22 protein-coding genes and 1 tRNA gene are annotated in these 22,573 nt (G+C 71.9%); 9 read left to right on the forward strand and 14 right to left on the reverse strand.

The genetic code is table 11. The features are described 5' to 3' along the window. Positions 1-25: 25 nt before the first annotated feature. From FFG40_RS14150 to FFG40_RS14165, 4 genes are all read right to left on the reverse strand, one after another. Positions 26-238, reverse strand: a complete 213-nt coding sequence (locus FFG40_RS14150) for an SCO4848 family membrane protein (RefSeq protein WP_027466517.1) — start codon at positions 236-238, stop codon at positions 26-28. 161 nt (positions 239-399) lie between these two features. Further along, the gene (locus FFG40_RS14155) at positions 400-1,326 is read right to left on the reverse strand and encodes a hypothetical protein (protein ID WP_138803712.1); all 927 of its coding nucleotides are present in this window, start codon (positions 1,324-1,326) and stop codon (positions 400-402) included. After that, on the reverse strand, positions 1,323-1,784 hold the full coding sequence (locus FFG40_RS14160) for an ImmA/IrrE family metallo-endopeptidase (RefSeq protein ID WP_027466515.1): 462 nt from the start codon (positions 1,782-1,784) through the stop codon (positions 1,323-1,325). The genes FFG40_RS14155 and FFG40_RS14160 overlap by 4 nt, the downstream gene beginning before the upstream one ends. Then, positions 1,781-2,221, reverse strand: coding sequence for a hypothetical protein (locus FFG40_RS14165; protein ID WP_051596928.1), 441 nt, complete (start codon positions 2,219-2,221; stop codon positions 1,781-1,783). Before FFG40_RS14165 ends, FFG40_RS14160 begins: the two co-directional genes overlap by 4 nt. A gap of 101 nt (positions 2,222-2,322) precedes the next feature. On the opposite strand from FFG40_RS14165, the gene FFG40_RS14170 reads away from it, so the two are divergent. Next, positions 2,323-2,973: a YigZ family protein gene (locus tag FFG40_RS14170; protein ID WP_302468277.1), complete on the forward strand. Its 651-nt coding sequence runs from the start codon at positions 2,323-2,325 to the stop codon at positions 2,971-2,973. A 105-nt stretch (positions 2,974-3,078) separates the two neighbouring features. Here the strand turns inward: FFG40_RS14170 and FFG40_RS14175 are convergent. Further along, positions 3,079-3,151, reverse strand: a tRNA-Lys gene (locus FFG40_RS14175). A 95-nt stretch (positions 3,152-3,246) separates the two neighbouring features. Between FFG40_RS14175 and bcp the strand changes: the two genes are divergently transcribed. Beyond that, positions 3,247-3,717: a thioredoxin-dependent thiol peroxidase gene (gene bcp / locus FFG40_RS14180; RefSeq protein ID WP_138803714.1), complete on the forward strand. Its 471-nt coding sequence runs from the start codon at positions 3,247-3,249 to the stop codon at positions 3,715-3,717. A 79-nt stretch (positions 3,718-3,796) separates the two neighbouring features. Here bcp and FFG40_RS14185 read toward each other — a convergent pair whose 3' ends face one another. Continuing rightward, positions 3,797-4,228, reverse strand: coding sequence for a hypothetical protein (locus FFG40_RS14185; RefSeq protein WP_138803715.1), 432 nt, complete (start codon positions 4,226-4,228; stop codon positions 3,797-3,799). Positions 4,229-4,489: 261 nt separating this feature from the next. Here FFG40_RS14185 and FFG40_RS14190 point away from each other — a divergent pair, with 261 nt between their 5' ends. After that, positions 4,490-4,738, forward strand: a complete 249-nt coding sequence (locus tag FFG40_RS14190; protein ID WP_017888820.1) for a WhiB family transcriptional regulator — start codon at positions 4,490-4,492, stop codon at positions 4,736-4,738. Between the two features lie 169 nt (positions 4,739-4,907). Here the strand turns inward: FFG40_RS14190 and FFG40_RS14195 are convergent, their stop codons facing one another. Next, positions 4,908-6,407: a sensor histidine kinase gene (locus FFG40_RS14195; RefSeq protein WP_138803716.1), complete on the reverse strand. Its 1,500-nt coding sequence runs from the start codon at positions 6,405-6,407 to the stop codon at positions 4,908-4,910. Positions 6,408-6,525: 118 nt separating this feature from the next. Here FFG40_RS14195 and FFG40_RS14200 point away from each other — a divergent pair, with 118 nt between their 5' ends. After that, a complete protein-coding gene (locus FFG40_RS14200; protein ID WP_138803717.1) occupies positions 6,526-6,966 on the forward strand; it encodes an Rv3235 family protein in 441 nt (146 codons plus the stop codon). Between the two features lie 68 nt (positions 6,967-7,034). On the opposite strand, the gene secA is transcribed toward FFG40_RS14200, so the two are convergent. The 6 genes from secA to mtrA all read right to left on the reverse strand — a co-directional run bounded on the left by secA (position 7,035) and on the right by mtrA (position 15,740). Then, positions 7,035-9,815, reverse strand: a complete 2,781-nt coding sequence (secA, locus tag FFG40_RS14205) for a preprotein translocase subunit SecA (protein ID WP_138803718.1) — start codon at positions 9,813-9,815, stop codon at positions 7,035-7,037. 170 nt (positions 9,816-9,985) lie between these two features. Next, positions 9,986-10,702, reverse strand: coding sequence for a ribosome hibernation-promoting factor, HPF/YfiA family (gene hpf / locus FFG40_RS14210; protein WP_138803719.1), 717 nt, complete (start codon positions 10,700-10,702; stop codon positions 9,986-9,988). Between the two features lie 158 nt (positions 10,703-10,860). After that, the gene (locus FFG40_RS14215) at positions 10,861-11,523 is read right to left on the reverse strand and encodes a ComF family protein (RefSeq protein ID WP_138803720.1); all 663 of its coding nucleotides are present in this window, start codon (positions 11,521-11,523) and stop codon (positions 10,861-10,863) included. A 97-nt stretch (positions 11,524-11,620) separates the two neighbouring features. Further along, positions 11,621-13,303 carry a GerMN domain-containing protein gene (locus FFG40_RS14220; RefSeq protein WP_138803721.1) on the reverse strand — a complete coding sequence of 561 codons (1,683 nt, stop codon included), beginning with the start codon at positions 13,301-13,303 and terminating at the stop codon, positions 11,621-11,623. Then, positions 13,303-15,060 (reverse strand): MtrAB system histidine kinase MtrB, encoded by a 1,758-nt coding sequence (gene mtrB / locus FFG40_RS14225; protein WP_260678885.1) that lies wholly within the window; start codon positions 15,058-15,060, stop codon positions 13,303-13,305. The genes FFG40_RS14220 and mtrB overlap by 1 nt, the downstream gene beginning before the upstream one ends. 5 nt (positions 15,061-15,065) lie before the next feature. Continuing rightward, positions 15,066-15,740 (reverse strand): MtrAB system response regulator MtrA, encoded by a 675-nt coding sequence (gene mtrA / locus FFG40_RS14230; RefSeq protein ID WP_017888813.1) that lies wholly within the window; start codon positions 15,738-15,740, stop codon positions 15,066-15,068. Between the two features lie 317 nt (positions 15,741-16,057). On the opposite strand from mtrA, the gene FFG40_RS14235 reads away from it, so the two are divergent. From FFG40_RS14235 to FFG40_RS14255, 5 genes are read left to right on the forward strand one after another with little or no spacing between them, the layout of a single operon-like run. Further along, entirely contained in the window at positions 16,058-17,266 is a 1,209-nt protein-coding gene (locus FFG40_RS14235; protein WP_185974193.1) for a glycerophosphoryl diester phosphodiesterase membrane domain-containing protein, read from the forward strand. Further along, entirely contained in the window at positions 17,221-17,904 is a 684-nt protein-coding gene (locus tag FFG40_RS14240; RefSeq protein ID WP_138803723.1) for a DUF4129 domain-containing protein, read from the forward strand. The genes FFG40_RS14235 and FFG40_RS14240 overlap by 46 nt, the downstream gene beginning before the upstream one ends. Beyond that, complete coding sequence (locus tag FFG40_RS14245) at positions 17,901-19,169, forward strand: DUF4350 domain-containing protein (RefSeq protein WP_138803724.1); 1,269 nt, start codon at positions 17,901-17,903, stop codon at positions 19,167-19,169. The genes FFG40_RS14240 and FFG40_RS14245 overlap by 4 nt, the downstream gene beginning before the upstream one ends. 5 nt (positions 19,170-19,174) lie before the next feature. Further along, on the forward strand, positions 19,175-20,182 hold the full coding sequence (locus FFG40_RS14250) for an AAA family ATPase (RefSeq protein ID WP_371836761.1): 1,008 nt from the start codon (positions 19,175-19,177) through the stop codon (positions 20,180-20,182). Next, positions 20,182-21,534, forward strand: coding sequence for a DUF58 domain-containing protein (locus FFG40_RS14255; protein WP_138803725.1), 1,353 nt, complete (start codon positions 20,182-20,184; stop codon positions 21,532-21,534). The genes FFG40_RS14250 and FFG40_RS14255 overlap by 1 nt, the downstream gene beginning before the upstream one ends. Positions 21,535-21,547: 13 nt before the next feature. On the opposite strand, the gene FFG40_RS14260 is transcribed toward FFG40_RS14255, so the two are convergent. Then, positions 21,548-22,546: a stage II sporulation protein M gene (locus tag FFG40_RS14260; protein WP_138803726.1), complete on the reverse strand. Its 999-nt coding sequence runs from the start codon at positions 22,544-22,546 to the stop codon at positions 21,548-21,550. Between the last annotated feature and the right edge of the window lie 27 nt (positions 22,547-22,573).

Here is a 22,573-nt window from a genome sequence, read left to right on the forward strand (position 1 = left end):
CTGAAGCAGGGCTGAAGCGGCCGGCTCAGACCAGCAGCAGGATCCCTGCGATCACGGACGCGACCGCGATCGCGAGCGCGATGAGCAGGAGCACGAGGTGCACCGTGTAGAACGTCGTCGGCTTGCCGGCGGCGTCGCGGGCACGGGAGTCCTTCGCGACGCGCTGGAAGAAGCGCGGCCAGGTGACGACGTTGAAGACGGCGCCGATGAACAGGACGACTGCGGCGAAGACGAGCACGGGACGATCCTACTGACCACCGGGCGGGTGGTGCTGGTCCGGCGATGCCGGGCGGGTGGTGCTCGGCCGCCCCCAACGCGGCCGAGTCCCGACCCGGCAGGCCACAGGATCTGTAGCACCTGCTACAGACTGTACACGGCCTGTCCGGCAGCGTCGAGGGACTACGCCGTCTCGAGGGCCGCCTCGGCGTCGGCGAGGGCGGCACGCTCGGCATCGGACAGTGACGCCCGCGCACCCCGGACGCCGTCGTTGATCTCGACGATGCGGCGGCTGAGCCGGGTCGCGGGGTCCTCGGTCGGCGGGTAGGCGTTGTCCACCCCGACCCGTCCGTGCAGCGGCGCCAGCCGGCGCAGCGCATCGTCCACGCGGCGGGCCCGGCGTCGGCGGGAGATCCGGTGGCCGACGACGAGCAGCAGCATGCCGGACGCCACGCACAGCACGGCTCCCGGCGTGGTGACGTCGTACGGCAGCGAGAGCGCGTGCGTGACGTCCAGGTCACCGGCGACGTGGGCGACGTCCATCACGACGACCACGACCATGCGGACGACCCCGAGCACCCCACCGAGGACCAGGACCCACAGGCCCACCAGGTCGGTGGTCGTCCGGGCTTCGCGGAGCCGGAGCACGCAGATGAACCCCGTCGCGCCGAGCGCGACGCCGAGGTAGACGGTCTGCGCGATCGAGTAGACGGTGGCCGCCGGGTGGGAGCCGGCGTCGAGCATGAAGGTCGTCGTGGTCTCGGGCTTGTCGAGCACGGTGAACGCGACGACGACCACCACGACGACCACGGCGAAGGACACCACGACCGCGTTCCGGAGCCAGGGTCGCGCCGCGCCGACCGCCTTCGCCACGCCCCACAGCAGCGTGCTCGTGCCGGCCACCATGAGGCAGTCGCTGATGACGGTCACGACGTTGTACCCACCGAGCAGCGGGTCGAGCCACCGGTACAGCGGGTCGACGTTCGTCACGATGGTGGCGGCGAAGAGCAGGAACGTGAACGCCAGCGTTCGGTCCTGCCCACGTTGCAGGACCAACAGCACGATCGTCCCGACGATGAGCAGCACCGCCTGGACGACGGCGATGATCACCCGAAGACCCCTCGGAAGGCGCTCGGGCGGCCGCGGTGCTGGCGGATCACGGTGGCCAGGCGGTCGGCGAAGACCTCGGCCTCGTGCTCGTACGTGTTCGAGAACATGCCACGGGCCAGCGCACGCTCGACCTTGTACTCGGGCAGGTCGGGGATGACGTCACGGATGTACGCGCTCTGCGGGGCGTGCTCCTGGTGCCGGTGCAGGACGTGCCCGAGCTCGTGGCCGATGACGAACGACCGGAACGTCGGCGAGGCCGTCGGTGAGATCATCACGAGGTGCGCGTGCTCGAGCGTGGCCACGAAGCCGCAGACGGGCTCGGCGGCCAGGAACGACTCCTCGCGCACCACGATCGGCTTGCCGACGACGTCAGCGGCGGCGGCGACGGCCTGGTCGACGTCCGACCACCCCTCGGCGGCTCCACGAGCCCAGAACGCCTCGACGAGGGCGTCGGTCATGCGACGCTCCCCCGCTGCGATTCCTCCTCGAGCACCTCGGCGATGCGCCGCAGCGCGTCGGGTGAGAGTTCACCGGGGAAGGTCCGGGCCGCGAATCCGCTGACGCGGGCGGAGCGCAGGGACCGGACGAGGGCGAGCTGGGCACCGATCCGCTCCGGCACCTCGCTGTCCTCGAGCAGGAAGCGTTCGTCGACCTCGAAGTACCCGGCCAGCAGACGCAGGAGTTCGGTGTCGCGGTTGCGGCGGCCGTCGCCGGAGAGCATGTAGGTCCACTTCGCCCGCGACAGTGACCCACCGTGGGCCGCGACGTACTCCTCGATCGAGGAGAACGGCACCGGGGCGCCACGCTGGGACTCCTCGAAGTCGAGGAGCAGGTTGAGGCGGCGCGCGAGCTCGGCGGCGTCGAGCGCCCCGCCCTTCAGATCACCCGTGTCCATGTCGGACTCCTCCCCAGCCGTGTCCGCGCGAGGTGTGGGTCCGGCGCGTGGACGCCATGCTAGCGCGGGCGCCCGCCACGCGCGCCGCTACCCTCGTGGGCATGCCCCGCCGCTTCCCCGCCACCGTCGCGGCACCGGTCGAGCACGAGATCGTCATCACGAAGTCGCGCTTCATCACCACCGTCGCGCCGGTCTCCGGCGTCGAGGACGCCGACCGCGTGATCGCCGAGGTCCGCCGGCGGTACTGGGACGCCCGGCACAACTGCACGGCGATGGTCACCGGCGTGCTCGGGGACCAGGCCCGTTCCTCGGACGACGGGGAACCCTCCGGCACCGCGGGCGTCCCGATGCTCGAGGTCCTGCGACGCCGTGGCCTGACCGACGTCGTCGCGGTCGTCACACGGTACTTCGGCGGGGTGAAGCTCGGTGCCGGCGGACTGGTCCGGGCCTACTCGACCTCGGTGTCCGAGGCGCTCGACACGGCGGTCCTCGTCCGCCGCGAGGCCCTGACGCAGGTGCGCTTCGACGTCGACCACGCCGACGCCGGGCGGCTCGACAACGTGCTGCGCGACTGGGTCCGGCACCACCACGCGACGCTCGGCCCGACCGAGTACGGGCAGGCGGCGACCTTCGAGGTGTGGGTCCCCCACGAGTCGCTCGGCGCCCTGACGGCCGACCTCGCCGCCGCGTCGGCCGGTTCGCTCGAACCCGTCATCGGCGAGGAGCGGATCGTCGACGTCCCCGCCGACTGAATCCGCGGTTCCTGCACACCTCGGGCGTGTCTCCGCTTCGGCGTGGAAACCTGCCCGGAACGCACGAACGCCCCGACTCGATGAGCCGGGGCGTTCGTCCTGCGGTGCACCCCCTCGGACTTGAACCGAGAACCCACTGATTAAGAGTCAGTTGCTCTGCCAATTGAGCTAGAGGTGCATGTTCCGGCTTCCGTGCCGCAACGGGAATCAACAATAGCATGGGTTTCGCGCGCCCACGACCACTCGTGGGCGCACGACGCGAACAGGAGCACCATGACCGACCGTCTCGTCCCCGGCGACACCGCCCCCGACTTCACACTGCCCGACCAGGACGGTGTGGAGCACTCGCTCGCTGCCCTCCGCGGCAAGAAGGTCATCGTGTACTTCTACCCGGCGGCGTCCACCCCGGGCTGCACCACCGAGGCCTGCGACTTCCGCGACAACATGTCGTCGCTGCAGGCCGCCGGCTACGAGGTCCTCGGCGTCTCGAAGGACGAGCAGGCGAAGCTCAAGACGTTCCAGCACGAGCAGGCGCTGACCTTCCCGCTGCTGAGCGACCCCGACCTCGCCGTGCACAAGGCCTACGCGGCCTGGGGCGAGAAGAACAACTACGGCAAGATCGTCACCGGCACGATCCGGTCCACGATCGTGGTCGACGAGGACGGCACCGTGCAGCTGCCGCTCTACAACGTCAAGGCGACCGGTCACGTGGCGAACCTGCGGAAGAAGCTCGGCCTGGTCTGAGGACCGGCCACGCACCGGAGGCCCGGTGCCGGTTCCGAGAACCGGCACCGGGCCTCCAGCGTGTGGCGGACCAGACCGTCTACTCGGCCGGACGCGCGAGCGCGGCCGTCACCGACCGCGACAGCACCAGCGTGATGCCGAGCAGGGCCGGGACGAGCAGCAACCAGCCGACCGCGGCGACCCGGAAGACGCCCTGGAACGCCCCGATGGCGATGGCGCCCTGCAGCACCTGCCAGACGATGATCCCGGAGCGCACCCATGCCCGGCCCTGCCACAGGCCGTTCAGCAGCGCACCGAGCCAGAGCGCGGCGATGGCGACGAGGATCGTGAGGGCGATGCCGGAGGCGATGCTCGTGGCCGGGGCGACGAGCAGTTCGACCACCAGGACGACGGTCACGACCACCAGCGCGAGGAACTCGAGGCCGACCACGGCGAGCAACCCCAGCATCGCCGGCGACCGGCGCGCGACGGGTGCGGAGGGATCGGTGTCGTTCGGGGTGTCGTCGTGCACAGTGATCCTCCAGCATCGGAACCCTTGATTTGGCCCTACCAGTATGGAACGATATTGGAGGTCGTTTGGACGGCACGATGTGGTGTGCGTCTCCCGTGGTTCATCGCTCCTCCCCCGAGCGTCTCGCGGGCGTCAGACACGCTTCCTGCGGACTCCTCCCCACAGTTGTCCCCTCCATGCCGCATGCATGGTCAGCGTTCCGATCCCCCGAACCACGGCCCCGGCCTGCCGTTCGAGCATCGACATCAAGGAGCACCACACATGGACTGGCGTGACAAGGCTGCCTGCCTCACCGCAGACCCCGAGCTCTTCTTCCCCGTCGGGAACACCGGGCCCGCCGTCGACCAGATCGAGAAGGCCAAGTCGGTCTGTGCGCGTTGCACGGTCACCGAGATGTGCCTGCAGTACGCACTCGAGAACAACCAGGACTCGGGTGTCTGGGGTGGTCTCAGCGAGGACGAGCGTCGTGCGCTGAAGCGCCGCGCCGCCCGCGCTCGCCGCGCGTCCTGACCCCGGTCGTCTGACACCACGACGCCCGTCGTCCCCTCGGGGGCGGCGGGCGTCGTCGTGCGCGCGGGGCGGGTTCTGCAAAACACCGGTGTTCACGCATCGAACACCGGAATGCGGGTGTTCGACCGGCGAACACCGGTGTTTTGCGGACTCGAACCGCCGAGCGGCGTCAGGCGGGGGCGGTCAACCAGCGGAACGGGATGGTGATCGTCACCTCGGTGCCGCTGCCCGTCAGGGTGTGCCAGTCGATGGTGCCGCCGAGCTCGCCCTGGATGAGCGTGCGGACGATCTGCGTGCCGAGGCCCGAGCCGACCTTGCCCTCGGGGAGCCCCACACCGTTGTCGCGGACCTCGATCTCCAGGTGGTCGTCGAAGCGGCGGGCGACGATCTCGACCTCGCCGTCACGGCCGTCCAGCCCGTGCTCGACGGCGTTTGTCACGAGCTCGGTGAGGCCGAGGGCGAGCGGCGTCGCGGCCTCGGACGGCAGCACCCCGAACTCGCCGGTCTTCTTCGGGTGCACGGTGGTGTTGTGCGACGCGGCGACCTCGGTGACGAGCTTGAGCACCGAGTCGAACACCTCGTCGAAGTCCACCGTCTGGCTGAGGCCGCTCGACAGGGTGTCGTGCACGACGGCGATGGCGGCGACGCGGCGCATCGCGTTCTGCAGCGAGGTCCGCGCTTCGTCCGAGTGCGTGCGACGCGCCTGGATCCGCAGCAGGGACGCCACCGTCTGCAGGTTGTTCTTCACGCGGTGGTGGATCTCGCGGATCGTGGCGTCCTTGGTGATGAGCTCGCGCTCCTGGTGCCGCAGCTCGGACACGTCGCGGCAGAGCACGATGGCACCGATGCGCTCACCGTGGTCGCGGAGCGGGATCGAGCGGAGCGACACCGTGACGCCCTTCGACTCGATGTCCGCCCGCCACGGTGCACGACCGGTGACGACGAGTGGCAGGGACTCGTCCACGTCGAGCTGGGCGCCGATGAGTTCGGTGGTGACCTCGGCGAGGGACTTCCGCTCGAGTTCCCCCTCGAAGCCCATGCGGTTGAACGCGCTCAGGCCGTTCGGGCTCGCGAACGTGACGATGCCGGCGGTGTCGAGGCGCAGCAGGCCGTCGCTGGCGCGGGGCGCACCACGACGCGGGCCCGCCGGTGCACCGAGGTCGGGGAAGTCACCGGTGGCGATCATGCCGAACAGGTCGTTCGCGCTCGCGGTGAAGTTGAGCTCCTGGCGGCTCGGGGTCCGCATCTCGTCCTGGTTGGAGTGCCGGGTGACGACGGCGATCGGCCGCTCGGTGGTCTCGGCGCTCTTCGGGCTCAGGCGGCGGAGCACCGGGATCGCGCGGACGCGGGTCGGGGTGTCCTCGTACCAGTCCGGCTCGGCCGAGTCGACGACCCGGGACCCTGCGAAGCTCTCGGTCACCTGGCCGCGCCACTCCTCGCGGATCTCCTGCCCGACGATGTCGCGGTAGAACAGCGTCGCCGCGGAGCTCGGCCGGGCGTGCGCGACGGCCACGAACGAGCCGTCCTCGGCAGTCGGGACCCAGAGCACCATGTCGGCGAACGACAGGTCGGCGAGGAGCTGCCAGTCCCCCACGAGCAGGTGGAGCCACTCCACGTCTGCTTCCGAGGAACGGCCTTGCGCGAGGACGAGGTCACTGAGGGTCGACACCCCGCCAGTCTAGGTCCGCCGCCTTGTGGAGAACGTCGCCCTCTCCACAGGGCAGACCGGTTCGTATTTCGTATGTCGCACGCCCCCTACGCTCGCTCCAACGACGGAAGGGGCAGGGGTGGCAGAGCAGGCACGCCGCATCGATCACCAGACGACGACGGCGTACCCACCGCCACTGCGGATCGTCGAACCGCTGCCGGAGCCTGCCGCGGCCACCGGTCCCCCGGACCCGGCGACGACCGCACGAGCGCTCGGGCTCTGCGTCGCCGAGGTGCTCACCGGCGCGCGGGAGGTCGACAGCATCGCCCGGTGGATCAGCGACGACGTGCAGCGGCACCTGCAGCAGCGGGCCGCGGTGGCAGCGCACGCCCGGGGCTCAGGTCGGCGGGCACGCGGGCGCCCGGTGCTCCGGGTCGGCAGCGTCCTGGTCTGCCGCCCCGCGGCGGGCGTCGCCGAGGCGACGGTGGTCGTGCACACGCGCAGCCACGCGCGAGCGGTCGCCATGCGGCTCGAAGAGCGACACGGGCGCTGGCAGGCGACCGCGATCGGGGTCCTGTAGCCGGGTGGCGGACGGACAGGAGGCACGGTGCCAGCGGCACCGTGCCTCCTGTCGGTCCTGTGTGGACGCTAGTTCTTCTTGGCCGCCTGGCGACGCTCGGCGCGGTTGCTCGCCGCGGCCTGACCGGAGGCCGTGGCCGCGTTGCCGAACGCGGAGCCCTGCTCCGGCTCGGCGGCCGCTTCGGCCTCGGCCTGGGCGCGCTGCGCACGAGCGGTCGCGGCCTGCTCGAGGCGCCCCTTCTCGTCACGGACCTCGACCTCACCGTCGATCGACGGTGCCGAGTACTCGAGGCCGGAGACCTCGTCCTCGCCGAGACCCTTGGCCTCGATCACCGCGTTCTCGCCGTCGGACTGCACCTGGACCTCGAGGTTGAAGAGGTAGCCGACGGACTCTTCGCGAATCTGTCCCATCATCGTCTGGAACAGGGCGTAGCCCTCGCGCTGGTACTCGACCAGCGGGTCGCGCTGCGCCATCGCGCGGAGGCCGATGCCGTCCTTCAGGTAGTCCATCTCGTACAGGTGGTCGCGCCAGCGGCGGTCGATCACCGAGAGCACCACGCGACGCTCGAGCTCACGCATCGCCTCGTCGCCGAGGAGCTCCTCACGCTGCTGGTAGGCCAGCTTGGCGTCCGAGAGGATCTCGCGGGCCAGGAAGTCACGCGACGCCTTGCCCTTCGAGCCGGCCTCGGTGATGACCTCGTCGATGGAGATCGAGATCGGGTAGAGCGTGCCGAGCTCGGTCCACATGGCGTCGAGGTCCCAGTCGTCCGGGGAGCCTTCGCCGGTGTGGCTGTCGATCACGTCGTCGATGACGGCCTTGAGGAACGACTGCGCACGGTCGTGCAGGTCGTCGCCCTCGAGGATGTGGCGGCGGTCGCTGTAGATCGCCTCGCGCTGGCGGTTCAGGACGTCGTCGTACTTCAGGACGTTCTTGCGGATCTCGGCGTTGCGGCCCTCGACCTGCGCCTGGGCGGACCGGATCGCACGGCCGACGAGCTTGTTCTCGATCGCCAGGTCGTCCGGCACGTTCGAGCGGCCCATCAGGCTCTCGGCGGCACCGGAGTTGAACAGGCGCATCAGGTCGTCGGTCAGCGACAGGTAGAAGCGGCTCTCGCCCGGGTCACCCTGACGGCCGGAACGACCACGCAGCTGGTTGTCGATGCGGCGCGACTCGTGGCGCTCGGTGCCGAGCACGTACAGGCCGCCGACGGCGCGGACCTTGTCGCCCTCTTCCTCGACCTCGGCCTTGACGCGGGCGAACACGTCGTCCCACTCGGCCTCGTACTCGTCCGGGGTCTCGGTCGGCGACAGGCCCTTGGCGTGCATCTCCTGCACGGCGAGGAACTCCGCGTTGCCGCCGAGCATGATGTCGGTACCACGACCGGCCATGTTCGTCGCGACGGTCACGGCGCCGAAGCGGCCGGCCTGGGCGACGATCGCGGCTTCACGGGCGTGGTTCTTCGCGTTGAGGACCTCGTGCTTGACACCCTGCTTGGCGAGGAGCTTCGACAGGTACTCGGACTTCTCGACGCTCGTGGTGCCGACGAGGACGGGCTGGCCCTTCTCGTGGCGCTCCGCGATGTCCTCGGCGACCTGCTCGAACTTCGCCTTCTCGTTCTTGTAGACGAGGTCCGTCTGGTCGATGCGCTGCATCGGCTTGTTCGTCGGGATGGGGACGACGCCGAGCTTGTAGGTCGACATGAACTCGGCCGCCTCGGTCTCGGCGGTACCGGTCATGCCGGAGAGCTTCTGGTAGAGGCGGAAGTAGTTCTGCAGCGTGACGGTGGCGAGGGTCTGGTTCTCGGCCTTGACCTCGACACCTTCCTTCGCCTCGATCGCCTGGTGGATGCCCTCGTTGTAGCGGCGGCCCATCAGGATGCGGCCGGTGTGCTCGTCGACGATGAGCACCTCGCCGTTCATCACGACGTAGTCCTTGTCCTTCTTGAACAGGGCGACGGCCTTGATGGAGTTGTTCAGGAACGAGATGAGCGGGGTGTTCGCCGACTCGTACAGGTTCTCGATGCCGAGGTAGTCCTCGACCTTCTCGATGCCGGGCTCGAGGACACCGACGGTGCGCTTCTTCTCGTCGACCTCGTAGTCCTCGCCCGGGGTGAGGCGCTTGGCGATCGAGGCGAACTCGGTGAACCAGCGGTTGGCCTCGCCCGAGGACGGACCGGAGATGATGAGCGGCGTGCGGGCCTCGTCGATGAGGATCGAGTCGACCTCGTCCACGACGGCGAAGAAGTGGCCGCGCTGCACCATGTCCGAGGCCTGCCACGCCATGTTGTCGCGCAGGTAGTCGAAGCCGAACTCGTTGTTCGTGCCGTACGTGATGTCGGCGGCGTACTGCTCGCGACGCTCGGCCGGGCTCTGGTTCGCGATGATGCAGCCGGTGGTCATGCCGAGCGCGCGGAAGACGCGGCCCATGATCTCGGACTGGTACGACGCCAGGTAGTCGTTGACCGTGATGACGTGCACGCCGCGCGACGGGATGGCGTTGAGGTAGGCGGCGGTCGTCGCGACGAGGGTCTTGCCCTCACCGGTCTTCATCTCGGCGATGTTGCCGAGGTGCAGGGCCGCGCCACCCATGAGCTGCACGTCGAAGTGCCGCATGCCCAGGGTCCGCTTCGCGGCTTCACGCACGGCGGCGAACGCCTCGGGCAGGAGGTCGTCGAGGGTCTCGCCGTTGGCGTACCGCTCGCGCAGCTCCTTGGTCTCGTCGTGGAGTTCCTCGTCGGTGAGGCTCGAGAAGTCGTCCTCGAGGTCGTTGATGGCCGAGGCGTACGCCTTCAGCCGGCGGAGGGTTCGTCCTTCGCCGATGCGGAGGACCTTCTCCAGCACGTTTGCCACGTGAACTCCTTACGAGGTCGTCGCGCGCGACCTGCACGCCCGATCGACCAGTCATGCTAGCAACCCGCGAACGCACGGCGCTGTGAGCGACGCGGCTCTCGCGGACACGGGTGTGCGCGGCCCGCGAACGGACCGCGCACACGGTGCGGGACCGGAGGCCCCGCATGGGATCAGGCGATCGCGGCTGCGCGCTCCGCCTCGGTGTCCGTGTCGACCGCGGCCGGCGCCTGGCCGGCGGGCACCTCGTCGATGCCGATCACGCCGTAGTCCCAGCCCTTGCGTCGGTACACGACACTCGGACGGCGGGTCTCGGCGTCGAGGAACAGGTAGAAGTCGTGCCCGACGAGCTCCATGTAGTACAGGGCGTCGTCGACCGTCATCGGGGCGGCCTCGAAGACCTTGTGCCGGATGACGACCGGGCTGTAGACCTCGTTCTCGTCCTCGGCGGTCTCCTGGTCGACGACCGGGACGGCACCGGTCGCGACGTCCTCGATGAGCTTGCCGTCGGCCGGGACGACACCCATGCCGTCGAAGCCGCTGCCCGCGGCCTCGGCGACCGAGGTGGGGCGGTGCCGGCCGTGGTGCACCTTGCGGCGGTCACGCGCCCGACGGAGGCGTTCCATGATCCGCGCGAAGGCGAGGTCGAAGGCGGCGTACTTGTCCGACGCCGCGGACTCGGCCCGTACGAGCGGCCCCGGTCCGATCAGCGTGAGCTCCACGCGGTCCTCGCCCTGGCTGCCGCTCGACTTCTCGTGGTGGCGGCTGATGCGCACCTCGAAGGCGAGGGCGCGGTCGGCGAGCACGTCGATCTTCTCGGACTTCTGTTCGACGTAGGTGCGGAAACGGTCGGTGACCCCGACGTTCCGGCCCGTGATCGTCACGTCCATGTGGCGGCTCCCATCCAGTGTCGGCGCGTCGCCTCCGTCCGGCGACCCGAACGCCTTGTCGCGAGGCTAGACCCGGCGCACCCTCGGCGTCACGGGGAGGCGGCGAGTCCGTCGGACACTCACCGGACACACAGCGGCCACCGGGTGTTCAGCGAGCATCAGTCGTCGACGCTCGCCACGGCGACGCAGCGCGCCACCCGCCCGCCCGCTGCCCGCACGGCCCGGACGCCCTCAGCCATCGTCACGCCCGTGGTGACGACGTCGTCCACGAGCACGACGTCGCGGCCGTCGACACCGGTCGCACGCAGGGTCCCGACGGTCGCGGCGACGCGTTCCACCGCCGACCGCTCCTTCTGCCCGGGTCCGGATCGCCGGCGTCCGGCAGGGGTGCGGACGAGGCGCCCCGTGTGCCGGACACCACCACGGGCGAGCAGCAGCACCACCGGGTCGAACCCACGCCGTCGGGCACCCGTCCGGGACGGCGGCACCCGGAGCACCACGGTGCCGTCCGGGGCCGCCGCGAGCGCCGCACGGACGAGTGCACCGAAGCGGACGCCGAGCGGACGGGCGACGTCGACCCGGCCCCGGAGCTTGAGTTCGAGGACCAGGGTGCGGACCAGCCCCTCGTACTCGAAGGCCGCGTCGAGCCGGACACCGGCGACCAGCCGGACCCGCCGGGGCCGTGCGGCGAGCGCCGCGCGGCACGGTGGGCAGAGCGCGCGGTCCGGGCGTCCGCAGCCCAGGCAGGTGACGGGCAGGACGAGCCCGAGCACGGCGAGCAGGGCGTCGCGCCACGGGGTGGGGGCGTCATCAGGGGGCATGCCCACGACCGTGGCGGTGACCGGACGACGGCGGTGGGCCGGTGCGCCGGACGGTGGACGGGCCTCCAGGCCGGGTGGGGTGTGGAGGACCGTCGTGTCAGCGCTGGACGCCGAGCACGTCGGCGGTGACGCCCGTCGTGTCCCAGCCGCCCCCGGTGGACTGCAGGACGTCGCCGTTCGACATCCGGAGCAGCAGCGCGCCGCCGCTGCCCCCGCTGATGGCGGTGGCGCGCCCGTCGGGCTTCGGCAGGGTGCTCGACTTGCCGCCGATGGTGGTGCGGACGATGTTCGGACCGGTGGGCGTCTGCCCGACCGAGGCGACGTCGGTGTCGTTCACCCACGTGGCGTCGACCGCGGTGCCGCTGGCGGCCTGCACCCGGACCGGGGCGCCGAACGAGGTCGGTGAGCGGTCGGTCCCGCGGATGATCGCCATCACGTACAGGCCGGGGCCGTCCGCGGTCTCGATGAGCGCGAGCGCCCTGGTCGAGTCGCGGGACACCTGGAACGACACGAGGTCGCCGCGTGGCAGGGTGGTGCGGACCTGGTGGGGGTCGCCGCCGAGACCGTACGCGGTGATGTGTCGGGTGTCGGACCGCTGCCCCGCCCAGACGAAGCCGAGGTCGTCGACGGCGGGGGCGATGAGGTCGTCGCGGGCATCGACGCGCAGACGGTCCTTGCCGCGCACGACGACGACGCCGTCCCGGTTGCCGACGGCCGCGGTGGTGCCGGACGCCGACAGGGCGATCGAGGTCGGGTCGAGGCCGGCGATGGCGTCCCCGACGCCGCTGCCGAGTTCGGCGACCTTGCCGGTGCCGGAGGCGGCGTAGCCGACGACACCGTCCTCGTCGACCAGGGGTCGGGGGTCGACGTCGGGGTTCAGCTGGGCGTCCGCTCCCCCGGAGTCCGGCACCGACAGCGTCGCGCCCTCGATCGTCATCGAGACCGAGGAGATGGTGGCGACCGAGGCGAGGGACTTGCTGAGCTGTTCGCGCATCCGGACCCTGTCGACGGTGCTCGCACGCAGGGCGTCGCTCGACAGGTCGACCAGGGCGGTGCCGCTGTCGATCGTCACCGCGTTGAGGGACAGCTGGGTGCCCTCCGGGAACGACGAGACGACGGCGCCCTTCAGCCAGTCGGCGGGGCCGGCGAGCAGGGCGCTGGCGATGCGCGTGCTCGTGGAGGAGCGTGCGAGGAACCAGCGCTGGTCGGGCACGAGGAAGCGGTAGGTCGGGTCGTAGAAGTACAGCGCGTGCGACTGGAACACCGACTCGAAGCTGACCGGCGACAGGATGATGCCGTCCGGGGCGTAGGCGATGCGCCACTCGCCGTCCTCGCGGACGAACTGGAACGTCAGCGTCGACGAGGTCGGGCGGACCGCCTGGGTGTACTCCCCGTCGGAGTCCACCGTGGCGCTGGCGGTCATCGTGTAGGTGAGCTCGCGGTCGTCGGCGCGCTCGACGGTGCCGCTGCCGTCCCGGATCGTGACGCCCTGCCGCGGGTTCCACCGCTGGGCGAAGTCGGCGGCCAGGAACTGCCGGGCGATCGCGTAGTTGTCCTGGGCACCGGTGGCTGCGGCGATGAACCCGCGGAGGATCGCCGTCTGGTCGGACCCGGTGATCGGCTTGTCCGGCCGGAAGTCGACGCCCGAGAGCGACTCGTCCTTGATCGTCTGCCCGGTGCGCACGGCACCGTCGGTCGGGATGGCCGCGCAGGCGGTGACCGCGAACAGGCTGACCGCGGCGAGCGCGACGGCGAGGACGTGGCGGATCCGGTGGCGCATCAGGACTCCTCTCGCACGGCGCGGGGGCCGTCGTACGACTCGTCGAGCTCGGGCAGCGGGATGGCCGAGGTGGCGGTGGTGCCCTGCTCGTTGCGGGGCAGGGTGAGCACGAAGGTCGATCCCTCGCCGGGTCGGGACCACACGTCGATGCGCCCGCCGTGGAGCTTCGCGTCGCCGAGGCTGATCGCGAGGCCGAGCCCGGTGCCGCCGATGGTGCGCTTCCGGCTCGGGTCGGCCCGCCAGAAGCGGTCGAACACCCGTGCGGCGTCCTCCGGCGGCATGCCGACGCCCTGGTCGCGGACGGCGATGGCGACGGTGCGTGCGTCGCTGTCGACGACGACCTGCACGGGCTTGGCGTCACCGTGCTCGATGGCGTTGCCGACGAGGTTGCGCAGGATGCGGCGGACCCGTTTGGCGTCGAGCCGCATCGTCGTGTGGCCGCCGGGGGTCGCCAGCTGCAGCTCGACGCCGGCGCGTTCGGCGAGCGGACGGAACTCGTCGACGATGTCCGCGGCGAGGGACGCCGGGACGACGGGTGCGGTGTCGAGCTGCACCGCCTGGGCGTCGTACCGCGAGATCTCGAGCAGGTCGGCGAGGAGCATCTCGAAGCGCTCCACCTGGGCGTGCAGGAGTTCGGCGGACCGGCCGACCGACGGTTCGAACGCGTGCCGGGAGTCGTAGAGCATGTCGCCGGCGAGCCGGATCGTGGTGAGCGGGGTGCGGAGCTCGTGCGACACGTCGGACACGAACCGCTGCTGCACGCGGGAGAGCTCGGCGAGCTGGGTGATCTGGCGGCTGACCGCCTCGGCCATCCCGTTGAAGCTCCGGGCCAGGGTCGCCAGGTCGTCCTGGCCGCGCACGGGGATGCGTTCGTCGAGGCGTCCGGCGGCGATCTTCCGGCTCGTCTCGGCGGCACCGCGGATCGGCACGACGACGAGCCGGACGACGAGCGAGGTGACGAGGGCGATGAGCACCATGAGCGCCACACCGCCGATGGAGAGCGTCTGGGAGACGAAGTCCAGGGTCTGCTGCGCGTCGGAGAGGTCGTAGACCAGGTAGAGCTCGTACTGGCCGGCGCTCGGGATCTGCAGCGTGGACCCGACGGCGAGCCCCGGCACCCGGCGCCCGTCGTCGTCGAGTTCGACGGGCTGCAGGCTCAGCCGACCGGTGTTCTGCGCGACCTCCTTGCGCAGGGCATCGGTGATCACCGCGTCCGGGAAGCCCTGGCTGGCGATGGTCTGCAGCGTCTGCGGGGTGGACTGGTCCGGGCTCCGCTCGATCGCGATGCTCGTGCCACCCGGGCTCGTCGTGTTCGACAGGATCGCCTGCCGTGCCTCGTTCTGCAGCGTCTCGAGCTCGGATTGGTTGTTGTCCTCGCCCGCGGTCGCCGCGTCGAAGATCCCCTGGGCGACGATGGTGGCCCGGGCCGACTCCGACTCGATCTGGTCACGGCGCTGCGAGTAGACGTTCGTCGAGATGCTCACCATGACCGCGGTGCCGATGATCCCCACCGCGAGCCCCGTCGTCATCACGGTGATGGCGACCGAGCGGAACATGAGCGAGCGCCGCCACAGGTACGCGATCGGACGCCAGGCGCGTCGGAGCCAGCGCCGCATCCGGCGGCGGCTGCGGTCGACGACGCCGATCGAGACGGTGGCACCGCCGGCCCCACCGGCGCCGCTGGCCCGGCCGGCCCGGTTGGCCCCGCCGGCCCGGCCCGAGCGTGCCGAGCCCGACGGGCGCGTCGAGGGCGGCACGGTGCTCAGGCTCCTCCGGCGCGGTACCCGACGCCGCGGACCGTGGTGACGGTCTTCGGGTTGTCCGGGTCGTGCTCGATCTTCGCGCGGAGCCGCTGCACGTGCACGTTCACCAGGCGGGTGTCCGCCTTGTAGTGGTAGCCCCAGACCTGCTCGAGCAGCATCTCGCGGGTGAACACCTGGTTCGGCTTCTCGGCGAGCGCCCGGAGCAGGTCGAACTCGAGCGGCGTGAGCGCGATCACGGTGTCACCGCGGCGCACCTCGTGCCCGGCGACGTCGACCGTGACGTCGCCGACGTGCAGCACGGTGGCGTCGGACGCGCTCGGACGAAGGCGGGTCCGGATGCGGGCGACGAGCTCCTTCGGGTTGAAGGGCTTCACGACGTAGTCGTCCGCACCGTTCTCGAGCCCGAGGACGACGTCGGCGGTGTCGCTCTTCGCCGTGAGCATGATGATCGGCGTGCCGCTCTCGGCACGGATGCGCTTGCACACCTCGATGCCGTCGATGCCGGGCAGCATGACGTCGAGCAGGACGAGGTCCGGCTTGGTGGCGTGGAACGCGTCGACGGCGTCGTTGCCGTCGGCGCTGAACTCGGGTTCGTACCCCTCGGAGCGGAGCACGATGCCGATCATCTCGGAGAGGGCCTGGTCGTCGTCGACGACGAGGATGCGCGGTGTCATGTGATCTGGACTCCGGGTGGCGTGCGGGTGCCGTGGTCGGCACGTGTCCCCACACGATAGCCGAGGCCCCGCCGCGCCGGGTTTTCCGCCAGGATGGAGGTGGACCGTGCATCGCTGGCTCGGTCCGACACGACGAGGGGGCTGGAGTCATGTCCGATTGGCACACACCGGGCGGTGGGCAGCAGGGTGCGCCGACGCCGCCGGCGTCCGGACCAGGACCCCTGTCTGGAGGCCCGCCCCGCTTCTCCGTGCCGCCGCTGCCCGCCCCGGGGCCGGGTCCAGGGCGACCGGGCGGCCCGTCCGGCGGCTCGCGTCCGGTGATCCCCCTGCGCCCGCTCGGCCTCGGTGACGTCCTGGCCGGCGCGTTCACGGTCTTCCGCCGGAACGCCCGCGTGCTGCTGCTCTGGAGCGTGCTGCTGAGCGGTGTGCTCGGCCTGCTCTCGACGCTGGCCAGCACATTCGGGCAGCAGGCGCTGCAGTCGCGGATGTTCTCGGCCCTCGACGGCGGCAGCGGTGCCGACTCGGTGGTCGCGGGCACGCTGACGCTCACGGCACTGCTCTCGGTCGTGCTGCCGTTCCTCGCCTACCTCGGTCGCGGGTTCCTGGTGGCGCCGGTCGCCGCGGACACCGGGCAGCGGGTGCTCGGCCGTCGAGCCACGTTCCGGGGGCTGTGGGCGCTGCTCGCCGGCCGCCGGTGGTCCGTCGTCGCGTGGATGCTCGTGCAGATCGGGGCCGGCGTGGTCCTCGCGATCCTGGCCGGGCTCGTGTTCTTCGGGGTGTTCGCGGCCATGGGTGCCGCCGACTCCGGCGCCGGGTGGTTCGTGCTGGCGCTCGTGCTGTTCGTGCTCGGGATCGGTGTCGTCGTCGTGTGGCTCGCCACGCGCTTCGTGCTCACCGTCCCGACCATCGCGCTCGAGGGCCGGCCGGTCTTCGCCGCTGCCGCCCAGTCGTGGCGCCTGACCCGCGGGGCCTTCTGGCGGACCTTCGGCATCCTGCTGCTCGTGCAGCTCATGTTCGGGTTCGCCGCGTCCATCGCGTCCATCCCGCTCACCATCGGGGCCGTGCTCATCGGGGGCACCTTCGACCCCCTCGGGCAGACGGGCGGCACGTCGGGTGCGGGTACCGGTGCGGTCATCGCCATCGTCGTCGGGAGCCTGCTCGCGATCGCGGTGCAGTGCATCACCGACGTGCTGAGCGCGTCGATCACCACGTTCCTCGCCATCGACCGGCGGATCCGCACCGAGGCGCTCGACCAGCGGATCGCGTCGCACCTCGACTCGGGGCAGCCGACCGACCCGTTCGCGCCGTCCGAGCCCGTCGCACGCCCACCGTGGCCGCCGCAGCAGCAGTGGGGTGGCCAGCAGTGGCAGGCGCAGCAGCAACCGTGGCCAGCGCAGCAGTGGCCCGGGCAGCAGCAGCCCTGGCAGCCCGGTCAGCAGCAACAGCAGCAGCCCTGGCAGCCCGGTCAGCAGCAGCAGCCGTGGCAGCAGGGTCCGGGCCAGGCACCGCCGAACGGCTCCGCGTGACGGCGGTCGACCCGGACGAGGCGCGTCGCCTGCTCGAGCGCGAACTCGACCGGTCCGCCTACGACGGTGCCCAGGCGACGTGGTGGGACCGTGCCTCGCGCTCCTTCCTCGACTGGCTCGGGTCGCTCCGCGCTGACGGCATCGACTCCCCCGCTGCGGCCCGCACGGCGCTGGTGATCGCGATCGTGGTCCTCGTCGCGGTCGTCGTGCTCGTCGTCGTCGCCCGCGGACTCCCCCGCCGGCGCGCCCGGGCCGGTGACGGTGAGACCGGCGGCGTGTTCGACGCCGACGACCTGCGCTCCGCCCGGGAACTCCTCGAGGCGGCCCAGGGCGCGGTCCGCCGCGCCGACTGGTCAGCAGCGGTGCTCGACGGGTTCCGCGCGATCGCCAGGGGCCTCGGCGAGCGCGACCTGGTGCCCGACGTGCCCGGAGCCACCGCGCGGACGATCGCCGCACGGGGCGCCGTGCCGTTCCCCGCGTCGGCCGGTGCACTCGACGCGGCAGCGACCGCGTTCGACGCGGTCCGGTACCTCGGTGGCGAGGCCGACGAGGCCGCGGCCCTCCGCGTGCTCGACACCGAGCGCTCTGTCCGGCAGGCCCGCCCCGCCCGGGCCGAGGGACCGGTGGTACCGGCATGACGACCGACACCGCCACGCGGACGAGCACCAGGCCGACTCCGGCTCCGGTTCCGGTTCCGGTCCCGGCCGAGGGACGCCGGTTCCGCGTCGTGTTCTGGGTCGCCATCGTCCTGGTCGGCGTCCTGCTCGCCGCCCTGACCGCCCTCGTGCAGGGCACCGACCCGGACGCACCGCGCGCGCTCGACCCGGCCTCGACGACGGCCAGTGGTTCGGCCGCCCTGGTCCGGGTGCTCGAGCAGCGGGGTACCGCTGTCTCCGTCACCGACACCGTCGACGGCGTCGGTGGGATCGACGGCGGCACGGTGTTCATCGACGACGCCGACGGGGCGCTCGACCCCGACGTCGCGGAACGGATCGCCCGCACGGCGCGGCACGTCGTGGTCGTCGGCACGAGCGGCGCCGGACTCGAGGCACTGCTCGGGTTCCCGGTCGACCCGGCCGTCCAGGTCGACGGGGACGCCACCGTCTCGACGGCCTCGTGCGGGATCCCGGCGGCGGCCTCGGCTGCCCGGGTCACCACCGCCGGCTCCGGGTACAGAGTGGACGACGACGACGACGACGACGCCGCCGCCGAACGGTGCGCGCCGACGGGCGACGGCGGCTCGCGCGTCTGGGGACTCGTGCGCACCGCGACGCCGGGCGGCGACGTCACCCTGCTCGGCACGACCTCGGCGTTCCGGAACGACACGATCGCCACCGCCGGGAACGCCGCGCTCGCCCTCGGGCTGCTCGGCGCCGACGAGCGGCTCGTCTGGTACACCCCGGCGGTCGGCACCCCCGACGCCGCCCCGACCCTCGGCGAGCTCGCCCCGCCGTGGGTCCCGAGCGCCCTCGCACTGCTCGCCCTCGTCGCCGTCGCGGCCGGTGTCTGGCGGGGACGACGGCTCGGCCCGCTCGTCGTCGAGCGGTTGCCCGTCGTCGTCCGTGCTGCCGAGACCACCGAGGGGCGTGCCCGGATGTACGCCCGCACCCGTGACCGCACCCACGCCCTCGACACCCTGCGCGTCGCCGCCGTCCGCCGCATCGGCCGGATGCTCGGACTCCCCCGTTCGGCCCACGTCGACGAGGTCGTCCGGGCCGCAGCCCAGGCCACCGGCATCCCGCACACCCGTGTCGGTGCCGTGCTCGTCGGCGGGACCACCGCCGACGACCGTGCGCTCGTCGACGGCACCGCGGCGCTCGACGACCTCGAACGCGCCGTGCGCCGGGCGACCTCCGGCGACCGACCGACCTCTGACCCCGACCGACCAGGAGCACGACCGTGACCGACCTGCCCCCTGCCACCACCGAGCACACCGCGCCGGAGCACGACCCCACGACCGCGGCCGTCTCCGACCTGCGCGACGCGTTCGGCCGGGTCCGCACCGAGGTCGCGAAGGCCGTCGTCGGCCAGGAGGGCGCGGTCTCCGGCATGATCGTCGGACTCCTCGCGCAGGGGCACGTGCTGCTCGAGGGCGTCCCCGGTGTCGCGAAGACCCTGCTCGTCCGCAGCCTCGCCGCCGCGATGACGCTCGACACGAAGCGGATCCAGTTCACGCCGGACCTGATGCCCGGCGACGTCACCGGATCGCTCGTCTACGACGCCTCGACCGGCACGTTCCCGTTCCGCGAGGGTCCCGTCTTCACGAACGTCCTGCTCGCCGACGAGGTCAACCGCACGCCGCCGAAGACCCAGTCGGCGCTGCTCGAGGCGATGGAGGAACGCCAGGTGAGCGTCGACGGTGACGCCCGGGCGCTGCCGGACCCGTTCTTCGTCGCCGCGACGATGAACCCGATCGAGTTCGAGGGCACGTACACGCTGCCCGAGGCGCAGCTCGACCGGTTCCTGATGAAGCTCACGCTCGACATCCCACCGCGCGACGTCGAGTGGCAGGTGCTCCGTCGCCACGCCGACGGGTTCGTGCCGCGCGACGTCCGGTCGGCCGGCATCACCCCCGTGGTCGGCGTCGACGAGGTGGTCCGTGCACAGCGTGCCGTGCGCGCCGTCGGCGCCCGCGACGACGTGCTCGCCTACATCGTCGACCTCGCCCGGGCCACCCGGCAGGCACCGTCCGTCCGCGTCGGTGTCAGCCCCCGCGGTGCGACGGCACTGCTCGCGGCAGCCAAGGCCTGGGCCTGGCTCACCGGCTACGACGCGATCACCCCGGACCACGTGCAGGCCATGACCCTGCCGGTCTGGCGGCACCGCCTGCGGGTCGCCGCCGACGCCGAGCTCGAGGGCGTCGGCGCCGACGGCGTGCTCCAGCAGGTGCTCGAGCAGGTGCGGGTGCCGATCTAGTGGCGGTCTCCGGCCGGTTCGTCGCGCTCCTCGCCGTCGCCCTCGTGCCCACCGTGCTGCTCGGCAGCGGGTGGGCCGGTCTGGCGTGGGTCGGGGTGGTGCTGCTCGCCGCGGCGCTCGACGTCGTGCTCGCCGCCGACCCGCGACGGGTCCGCGTGGAGCGGCGGATGCCCCGGCTCGCTCGACGCGACAGCACCGCGGACGGCACCCTCGTGCTCGCCAACGACGGCTCCCGGACCGTCCGCGGTGTGGTCCGCGACATGTGGGAGCCGTCGGCCGGCCACCGTCCCCGCCGGATCCGGATGGCGGTCCCCGCCGGGGAACGACGGACGGCGCGGATGCGCTTCACACCGTTCCGTCGTGGTCGACGCCGCACGACCGGGGTCGCCGTGCGGTCCTTCGGTCCCCTGGGCCTCGCCGCACGGCAGCGGGTCGTCGCGGCACCGGGCGAACTCGTCGTGACGCCGCCGTTCCGCTCGCGGCGGCACCTGCCGTCACGGTTGGCTCGGCTGCGCGAGCTCGACGGCGAGACCACGCTGCAGCTCCGTGGGCACGGCACCGAGTTCGACTCGCTGCGCGACTACGTGCGCGGTGACGACGTGCGGTCCATCGACTGGCGCGCCACCGCACGACGGCAGGACCTCGTCGTCCGCACCTGGCGGCCGGAACGCGACCGGCGCGTCGTCGTCGTGGTCGACGCGGGCCGGGCGGGTGCCGGCCGGGTCGCCGACGAACCCCGACTCGACACGTTCATCGAGTCGGCGCTGCTCCTCGGCGCCCTCGCGGCAGCCGCCGGTGACCGCGTCGACCTGGTGGTGCTCGACGACACGGCACACGACCGGGTGCACGGCGCCACCCGCACCGACGTCGTGCAGCGTTTCGGCGAGGCGCTCGCGATGGCCGAACCCGGGCTCGCCGCGACCGACTGGGCATCCGTGCCCGCACTCGTCGACTCGATCACGACCTCGCGCGCCCTGGTCGTGCTCGCCTCGAGCCTCGACTCCGTCGGTGCCTCGGGCGACCTGCTCGCCGTGCTCCCCCGGCTGTCCCGACGGCACGCGGTCGTCGTGACGAGCATCGAGGACCCGGCCGTCCAGCGGATGGCGCGCCGCGGGGTGGACCCGGCCACGGCGATCCGGACCGCGCGAGGCGGACGGGTGCCGGGCCTCCCGACCGGCGCGGAGCGCGACGTCTACCGACGCGCCGCCGCCGAACGCACCCTGCTCGACGCGGACGGTGCGGCGGACGTCGCACGGCGCTCCGGCGCCGAGGTCGTGCGCGGCGCACCGGCGGACGTCCCGCCGCTCGTCGCGGACGCGTACATCCGGGCGAAGGCCACCGGCCGGCTCTGAACCAGGACGGACGCTAACCGGCGACCAGAGCGGTGGAGCCGCGCTCGAACTCCTCGAGGTCGCCGCGCTCCCCCGCTCGGTACGCGCGGCCGCCGAGCACCCACTGGTAGGCGAGCACCGCGACCAGGGCGAGGGTACCGATGCCGATCTTGATCGGCCACGGCCAGTCCTGCCGCGTCACCACGCCCTCGACGATGCCGGACAGCAGCAGGGTCAGGGTCAGGCCGATCGCGATGGTGATGAGTGCACGGCCGTCCTCGGCGAGGGCCTGGGCGCGGGTGCGTCCGGGCCCCGGTGCCACCCACGACCAGAAGATCATCAGCCCCGCGCCGCCGGCGAGGAACACCGAGTAGAGCTCGAGCTGCCCGTGCGGGGAGATGTAGAGGAAGAAGTCGGCCAGGCGCCCCTGGGAGTGCATGATCGCCGCGGAGACCCCGAGGCTGACGGCGTTCTGCATGATCGAGAACGGCACGAAGACGCCGGTGATGCCGAACGCCACCATCGTCGCGGCGATGTAGGCGTTGTTCGTCCAGACCTGCGCGGTGAAGGCCCCGAGGCCACGGTCGGAGTAGTAGTCGACGAAGTCCTGCGTGGCGTACCGGCGCAGGGCCTCGTCGCTGCCGAACGTCGCCGTCGCACCGGGGGTGGTGGTGATCCAGACGGCGACGATCGCCGCGATCGCCACCGTCGCGAGCGCGACCCAGATGGTCACCCAGCGGATCCGGTAGAGCGCCGCGGGCAGCTGCCGCGTGAAGAACAGGGCGACCGCGGTCAGCGGGTCGACGGGGGTCCCCGTGAACCGCAGGCGGGCGCGGAACAGCGTCAGCGAGAGCCGGTCGCCGGCCACGGTGCGCGGTGCGGCGCCCCGGATGCGAGCGAGGTCGGTCGCGGCCTCCTGGTAGCCGGCGACGAGCCGGTCGACGTCCGCACCGGACCGGTGCCGGGCACGCGCCAGACGGTCGAGCTCCTGCCACCGGTCACGGTGCACCTCGGTGTAGGCATCCAGGTCCACGTGTTCCCCCTCAGGTCGCGCGATCTC

It is taken from the genome of Curtobacterium sp. KBS0715 (assembly GCF_005938005.2).
Classification (GTDB): domain Bacteria; phylum Actinomycetota; class Actinomycetes; order Actinomycetales; family Microbacteriaceae; genus Curtobacterium; species Curtobacterium flaccumfaciens.